At 64.1% G+C, this 6950-nt stretch carries 8 protein-coding genes; all 8 read right to left on the bottom strand.

Features of this window, described 5'->3' with window-relative positions; genetic code table 11:
* Positions 1–193 (bottom strand): archaeosortase/exosortase family protein (locus tag AC1DU6_RS15555; protein WP_477858150.1); only part of this gene is annotated, 193 nt, incomplete at its 3' end.
* 156 nt (positions 194–349) lie between these two features.
* The gene (locus AC1DU6_RS15560; RefSeq protein WP_056204125.1) at positions 350–1207 is read right to left on the bottom strand and encodes a CpsD/CapB family tyrosine-protein kinase; all 858 of its coding nucleotides are present in this window, start codon (positions 1205–1207) and stop codon (positions 350–352) included.
* Positions 1207–2637, bottom strand: a complete 1431-nt coding sequence (gene epsF, locus AC1DU6_RS15565; RefSeq protein ID WP_477858151.1) for a chain length determinant protein EpsF — start codon at positions 2635–2637, stop codon at positions 1207–1209. Before epsF ends, AC1DU6_RS15560 begins: the two co-directional genes overlap by 1 nt.
* A 24-nt stretch (positions 2638–2661) precedes the next feature.
* A complete protein-coding gene (gene epsE / locus AC1DU6_RS15570; protein ID WP_235532104.1) occupies positions 2662–3399 on the bottom strand; it encodes a polysaccharide export protein EpsE in 738 nt (245 codons plus the stop codon).
* Positions 3400–3506: 107 nt separating this feature from the next.
* On the bottom strand, positions 3507–4499 hold the full coding sequence (locus tag AC1DU6_RS15575; protein ID WP_477858152.1) for an EpsD family peptidyl-prolyl cis-trans isomerase: 993 nt from the start codon (positions 4497–4499) through the stop codon (positions 3507–3509).
* Between the two features lie 459 nt (positions 4500–4958).
* Positions 4959–5690 carry a bifunctional demethylmenaquinone methyltransferase/2-methoxy-6-polyprenyl-1,4-benzoquinol methylase UbiE gene (gene ubiE / locus AC1DU6_RS15580; protein ID WP_056204133.1) on the bottom strand — a complete coding sequence of 244 codons (732 nt, stop codon included), beginning with the start codon at positions 5688–5690 and terminating at the stop codon, positions 4959–4961.
* 17 nt (positions 5691–5707) lie between these two features.
* A complete protein-coding gene (locus AC1DU6_RS15585; RefSeq protein WP_457325076.1) occupies positions 5708–6100 on the bottom strand; it encodes a gamma-butyrobetaine hydroxylase family protein in 393 nt (130 codons plus the stop codon).
* Between the two features lie 11 nt (positions 6101–6111).
* A partial coding sequence (pstS, locus tag AC1DU6_RS15590; RefSeq protein WP_477858153.1) for a phosphate ABC transporter substrate-binding protein PstS occupies positions 6112–6950 on the bottom strand: 839 nt, incomplete at its 5' end.

Raw genomic sequence — 6950 nt, forward strand, 5'->3', positions numbered from 1 at the left:
GGTAGAGCGGCATGCCGACGGCGAACAGCAGGCCGGCGACGAGGAAGCTGCCCTTGTTGTCGGGCAGCGCAGCAACCTGCTCACGCCGCCGCCAAGCCAACCAGAACGATATGGCCAGGATGATCGGGCCGTGGCCTTGTTCCGCCGATGCCCAAACGGTCTGCGAGAGGCCGACATAGGTCGGCACGTACATGAGCGCAAAGGCAACGAGCAGGGGCAACCACACCGTCCAATAGTTGCTCCACGGGACGCTTCGAGCCGTCGGACTAGATACCGAAACCTTCAACATGTCCCGTGGAACCAATTCTCAAACGTTAGACGGATTGCCCAGCACGCTGGCCGGAGTTGCTCAAAATTCGTTGACCACCACACCTGCCACGACGGCCGGCGTTTCCGCCAAGTTGCCGACGAGATCCTGTAGCGCCGAGATACGCCCGTGATCCTTGCGGGCAAGAACCAGCGCCGCGCCACATCGCGCAGCGATCACCACGCTGTCGCTGCCATAGCAAGCGGCCGGGCTGTCCACCACGACATGATCGAACTTCGTGGCCAGCTCGCGCATGAGCAGGCCAAATGCGGGCCGTTCAACCAGTTCCAGCGGGTTCGGGGGCGTGGTGCCCACCGGCAGGACGAACAGGCTTTGCACGTTAGGCACCTGCTGGATGACCTTGGCCTCCGCGCGGCCGCTCAAGATGCCGGAAAGGCCGGCATCGTTACTCACGCCAAACACTTCGTGCTGACGCGGATGCCTCATGTCGGCATCGACCAACAAGGTACGCCCGCCAAGCTGGGCCAGAACCACGGCGAGGTTCGCCGCAAAGTAGGTCTTTCCGTCGCCACTGTCGGGGCTCACCACGGCAATCGCCCTGCGCTGCTGGCCCTCGTTGTAGAGCCGCATCATGATCTGGCTGCGCACCGCGCGGAAGCTTTCGGCCTGCACACCGAACGGCTGGTTCAGGGCGACGAGCTCGGGATTGGCTTTGCGCCGCTCATCGTCCGCTGCCAGCGGATAGTGGAACTGTTGGGCCAGGGCGAACATGACGTCGTCATTGCTCGCGAACCCGAGTGCGACCGCTGCCTCGCCAAAGCGCAGGCCCTCACTTCGTTGCTGTTGGACGATTTTTTCGACTTGATCGGCAGACAGCAGCCGCAGGTCCTTGAGGATGCTCCCTATGGAGCGGTCAGCCACGTTTTCGTAAGACGTCATCAAATGCTCCGGCCGGAGTCAGGGGCGCTGAGCGCCGGTGCGCCAGGCGAATGGAGCATCGGACGTGCGGGGTTGAACCGTTTTGCCGTTGGCTTGGGAAGCGTGCCCAGCACCGGAAGACCCAATGCCGTCACCACATCCTCCAGCGCGCGAATGCGGCGGTCGTTCAATTCGAGGATGAGCGCGACGCCCACCGCCAGCAAACCGCCCAGCAAGATACCGACTGCCGTATTCAGCAAGAGTTTCGGGCTGCTGTGTTCCGCGGGCGGCAGCGCGACGGTCAGCATGCTGGCATAGCTCTGCGTGTTCTGCGCCTCGAGTCCGGTCTGGCTCAGGCGGGCGGCCAAACCATCGTAGATGCGCTGCGCATTCTCGACCTCCCGCTGCAGGACGGTGACCTCGTCCCGCGAAGACTTCAGTTCAAGAACCTTCATGCGCTGAGCATCCAGCGAGGCCCGGACCTGCCCCTCACGAGATTTGTTGATCGTGTTGCTGACCGAGACGCCGCCCGAAATCCGCGTCGTTTCGCTGTCGATCTTGCGCTTCAGTTCGGCAATATTGGCCTTCGTTTCGCCCACCTGCGGATTCGCGTCTCCCAGGCGCTGCGACAGTTCCTGCAGCCGTGCTTCCGCGCGGCTCAAGTCGAGCTTCAGGCCCCCAATCACCGGGTTGTTGATCACCTCTTGGRGCCGATCAGTCTGGGTGCCCTGGGCCTGGGTCTGGCGGCTCGAGCTTTCCGCGGAGATGGCCTGCAGCTGCGTCAGCTGACTGCTGAGTTCGTTCAATCTCGCGTTCTCGACGTCGAGCCGTTCGTCCGTGGCGATGATTCCCTTTTCACGCTGAAAGGCCGACAGCTTGGCCTGGGCTCTTTCAAGCGCTTCGCGGGCGTCATGGGTTTGCGTATCGAAGAACTTCCTGAAATTCTGCGCAGGGTCCGCGCGCAGTTCCAACGTGGTGGCGATATAAGCCTTTGCGTATGCATTCGCCAGCGCGGCGGCGAAGGTGGGATCCTGGCTCTTGAACGAAATATTGATGACGTTGCTTTCCCGACTCGGCTTGACGTCAAGATAGTTTTGCAGAAAGAGAATCACGTACTGCTCGATGGTTCCCTTCCCTTCACCATCGTCCTGCCACTGCTCCCGAATACCCGGAACTTCCGTCAATTTGAGATCGCGAATGACGCGCAGCGCAACGCGATCGCTCATCAGGATATCCAGCTGCGTCGCCATGAAGCTGGGCATGATCGCCGAAGGATTGACGAACGCGGTGATCGGGTCGGGCTTGACGTCGATCACCACGCTGGCTTCGCCCTTGTACTTCTTGGGCAGCACCAGGCTGATCACGACGATCGCCGTGACAACAAACGCGAAAACACCAAGCGCCGCCCACTTTCTGGCGCGCAAGACAGCGATGAATTGAGCAAAAGTCATTGTTCCCGTCCTGGCTCAGAGCTCTTAGAAGAGGCTTTCACGCACGTAAACGACGTCCCCGTCCTGGACCTTCTCGTCCATCGCGGGCGTGACGACCTGGACGCGCCCATCGGCAGACTTTCGGTGCACACGGACGCCCCGCTCGGTACCGCGCTGCGTCAGGCCACCCCCAACCGCGAGCACCTGCATCAGGGTCATGCCGCGCTCCAGGCGCATCGGCCCGGGGCGCTGCACCTCGCCATAGATATAGACCAGCGGAGCACGGTCCACCCAGAGCACGTCGCCGTTCTGGATCAGCACATCGTTGACTCGGCCCTGCTCCGCGGCGGGACCGAAGACGGTGGGCAGGTCGATTTCCGTGCGGAAGGGCTTGCCGTTGCGCATCCCGGTCAGCACGAGTTGGTCACCGCCCGTCGTCGCAACGCCACCCGCATTGGCCAGCAGGTCGGTCATGCGCATGTCAGCGGTTTCGATCGGGAAGCGGCCGGGGCGGTTGACCTGGCCCAGCACGCTGGCCTGGTTGCCCTTGATCTGCATCAGGACAAGCGTGACCTGTGGCGACTTGACGAAGTTGCCGCTCTTCAAGCCTTCGGCGATGAGCTTTTCGGCGGCGCTGACGCCCAAGCCGCCAATGCGGATGTTGCCGAGCAACGGGTAGCTGATGACGCCTGTTTCTGACACCCGAGTTTCGAGTGTCAGGTCCGGGTTCTGATACACGACCACACGGACGACGTCGCCAGCGCCCAGATGATATTCAGCCATGGCGGGAGCAGCCGCCTTGGCAGGGGCAGGAGCCTGAGCCTGCACGCACGCGGCCGCCAACAAACCGAAAGTGGCGGCAAGAAGCAGTTGGTGAAAACGAATCTTCATCATTTCAGACCCATACCCTTGGAGATCGAAGCCGAATCAAGACCGCTGGCCGCCGGGGCAGCAGCGGGAGCAGGAGCAGGCGCCTCAGAGGTGACCGGCGCCACGGGCGCAGGCGCAACAGGCGTCACACCGCCAGCCGCCGAAGCCGCCTGCGCGAACTTGCCGACGTATTCGATCTTGGAACTGTCACGCAGCGCCTTGATGTCCCTCTGCACGACTTCGGCCTTGCGCTGGTTCATCAGGAAAGCTTCGATGGCAGGGCGGGCGCGGACTTCATCCACGGGCTGGCTGCGCGAGCCGACGAGGAAGAGCACCGTCATCCCGTTGGGGCTGGGGCTGACCATGGAGTCGCCATCCTTCATCTTGGCAATGGCGTCCAGGCCGGCCAGGGGCAGTTGCTCGGCGGCCCGCACGGCCTGGTTGCCGTTGAAGCGGATGTCGGCGGACTTCAGGTATTCAGCGAACTCGTTGAGGTTCTTGGCCGCCGCGAGCTTGGCGCGGATGGTCTCGAACTGCTCCGGCTTGGCCTCGATCTGCAGTTCCTGCAGGCTGTAGATGCGGCGGTCCTTGAACAGGGCCGGCTTGTCGTTGTAGTACTTGGCAATCTCTTCGTTGTTGGGCTTGGCAACGCTTTCGCCAACGCGCTCGGCGTAAGCCCGGGCGATGATCTCGCGCTTGGCGGCTTCGATCTGCTGCACGACACGCGGGTCGCGGTCGAGCTTTTGCTCCTGCGCCTTCTGGACCGCCAGTTCCTGGTCGATCAGGCGCTCCAGCACCTGACGGCTGGCGGCCTCGGCCTGCTCCGGCTTGAGGCCCTGCTGGCGCTGCAGCACGAAATTGATCTGGTGGACGGTGATCTCTTCCTTGTTGACCTTGGCCGCCGTCTGGGACGCCTTGTCGCCMTTGTCACCACCGCAGGCCGTCAGCAGCGCCGCAACGGCGACGACTGCCAGGAGCAGGTGGGCACGGTGCTTGTTCTGTCGGTTTGCCATCTGATGAAGGTCCTTGTTATGCAGAGAAAGGGCACCCGCCCCAAAGAGCGAACGAGTGTAGCGGCGCGATATGTCGCTTCTGCGGGGCCCACGAAGCCATAACTGGGTTCGTCGGCGACCGGCAGTTAGAGCAAATACAAGCGGGAAGTTCCCAAGATCCCACGTTCTTGGGGGGTGGTCGCTTGCGATTGAGGATGACGCCTTCCGGCGTCATTCGATACGCAATATTCGGTATTCGACTTTCGGGCCGAGCGACGGGCCGCTCCCTAGCCGGCCCGCTCAGGCGATGTGCTTGCCGCTCAATGCGGCAAGCATCGCCATCCCCCCGGGGGCTGAGGCCGGACATGGTGAGTCCAGTGGACTCGCCGTGCCTGCCGCAGAGCAGCGGGCTTGACCGCTGCGCGGCCTGCAAGGCCGATCAGGCTGCCCGCGTCCAGCAGGGCAAGACTGAGCGAGGGGTCAACATTTGATCCCGGCGTGCAGGGCGACGATGCCGGCACTGAGGTTGTGCACGTCCACGTGGCCGAATCCGGCCGTCTTCATCATGGCCTTGAGCGTGGCCTGGTCGGGATGCATGCGAATGGACTCGGCCAGGTATTTGTAGCTCTCGGCGTCGCCAGCGAACAGCGAACCCAGCTTGGGCAGGATGTTGAAGGAGTACCAGTCGTACGGCTTCTTCAGCGGCTCGGCGATGCGCGAGAACTCCAGCACCAGCAGCCGGCCGCCCGGCTTGAGCACGCGGCACATCTCGGCCAGGGCCTGCTCCTTGTGCGTCATGTTGCGCAGGCCGAAAGCGACGCTGACGAGGTCGAAGCTCTCGCTCTTGAAGGGCAGCTTCTCGGCGTCGGCCAGGCTGGTGGGCAGGATCAGACCCTCATCCAACAAGCGGTTGCGGCCCTGGCGCAGCATGGCCTCGTTGATGTCGGTGTGCACGACGAGGCCGGTCTCGCCGACCTTGCGGGCGAAGGCACGCGACAGGTCACCGGTGCCGCCGGCAATGTCCAGGGCTCGCTCGCCCGGCTTCAGGTTGGCGACCTGCACGGTGTAGGCCTTCCAGGCCCGGTGCATGCCGGCCGACATGAGGTCATTCATCAGGTCGTACTTGGAAGCGACCGAGTCGAAGACGCCGCGGACCTTGGTGGCCTTCTCGTTCTCGTCGACCTGCTGGAAACCGAAATGCGTTTGAGTCATGGATTCAGTGCCGGGATTCAATGCGAATGGCAGCTGCCGCCACCTTTGACGGGCATGGCGTCGTCGCGGCTCTTGCCAGCGGCGGCAAGGCGGGCCTCGTAGTCGCGCCAGAGAGGGTCCTGCTGGCTGCCCAGCTTGTAGAGATAGTCCCAAGTGAACAGGCCGCTGGCGTGACCGTCCGAGAACTCGGGCCGCACGGCGTAGTGGCCGACCGGCTCCAGGCCGGTGATGCCCACGTCGCGCTTGCCCGTCTGCAGCACTTCCTGGCCCGGGCCATGGCCCATGACCTCGGCCGAGGGGCTGTAGACGCGCATCAGCTCGAAGGGGATGTGAAAACGCGCGCCGTCGTCGAAGGCGATCTCCAGGACGCGAGAGTGCTGGTGGACGGTGAGTTCTGTCGGGGCGGCCATGGCTGGGCAGTTTAGAAGCTCTGGTAGGCCGGCAGCTGCCCGTCCTTGGGCCGCACCTGGGTAAAGCGCGCTGCCAGACGAGATTGCACGCCGATGGGCAGCGGCGCGAAGCCGGTGCCGCGGGTCAGGTCGTCGCCATGCATGAAGCACCAGTAGAGGAACTTCAGCGCGCCCTGCGTCCTGGTGGCCGTGGCGGGTTCGGCATCCACCAGCACGAAGCTGGTCAAGGTGATCGGCCAGGCGTCGTTGCCCGGGCGGTCCAGCAGCGTGGCGAGGTCGTCGCCCTGGCGGTGCATGTCGCTCTCCAGGACGGCGGCCCGAAAGCCCTGCTCGGTCGGCAGCACGAAGCGGCCGGCCGCGTTGCGCAGCTTCACGGCGGCCAGCTTGTCGCGCAGCACACGGTCGTAGGAGACATAGGCGATGGCACCCGGCGTGGCGCGCAGCGTCTGCACCATGCCGTCATTGCCCTCGGCCTTCAGCGGGTCGCTCGGCCAGGCGGGCAGTTGGCCGATGCCGACGTCGGTCTTGAACGCGGCCGAAGCGCCCGCGAGATAGCGGCTGAAGCCCTCGGTGGTGCCCGATTTCTCGGCACGCACGACGCGCTTGATCGCCAGGCCCGGCAGGCCGACACCCGGGTTCAGCGCCGCGATGCGGGCATCGTTCCAGACCTTGATGCGGCCCTGGAAGATCTCGGCCAGCACCTCGCCGTCGAGTTGTAGCGGCGCGGCCAGCGGCAGATGGACGACCGGCACGACGCCACCGATCAGCATCGGGATCTGCACCAGCTTCTGCTTGGCCAGCTCGGACGGCGGCAGCGGCGCGTCGGTGCCGCCGAAATCCACCTTGCGGG

The organism is Roseateles sp. P5_B10 (assembly GCF_056400485.1).

Bases quoted from the DNA above. Each gene is read 5' to 3' on its own strand.
- ubiE (WP_056204133.1), bottom strand. From the start codon at position 5,690: ATGACTCAAACGCATTTCGGTTTCCAGCAGGTCGACGAGAACGAGAAG.
- epsE (WP_235532104.1), bottom strand. From the start codon at position 3,399: ATGGCTGAATATCATCTGGGCGCTGGCGACGTCGTCCGTGTGGTCGTG.
- AC1DU6_RS15560 (WP_056204125.1), bottom strand. From the start codon at position 1,207: ATGACGTCTTACGAAAACGTGGCTGACCGCTCCATAGGGAGCATCCTC.
- AC1DU6_RS15585 (WP_457325076.1), bottom strand. From the start codon at position 6,100: ATGGCCGCCCCGACAGAACTCACCGTCCACCAGCACTCTCGCGTCCTG.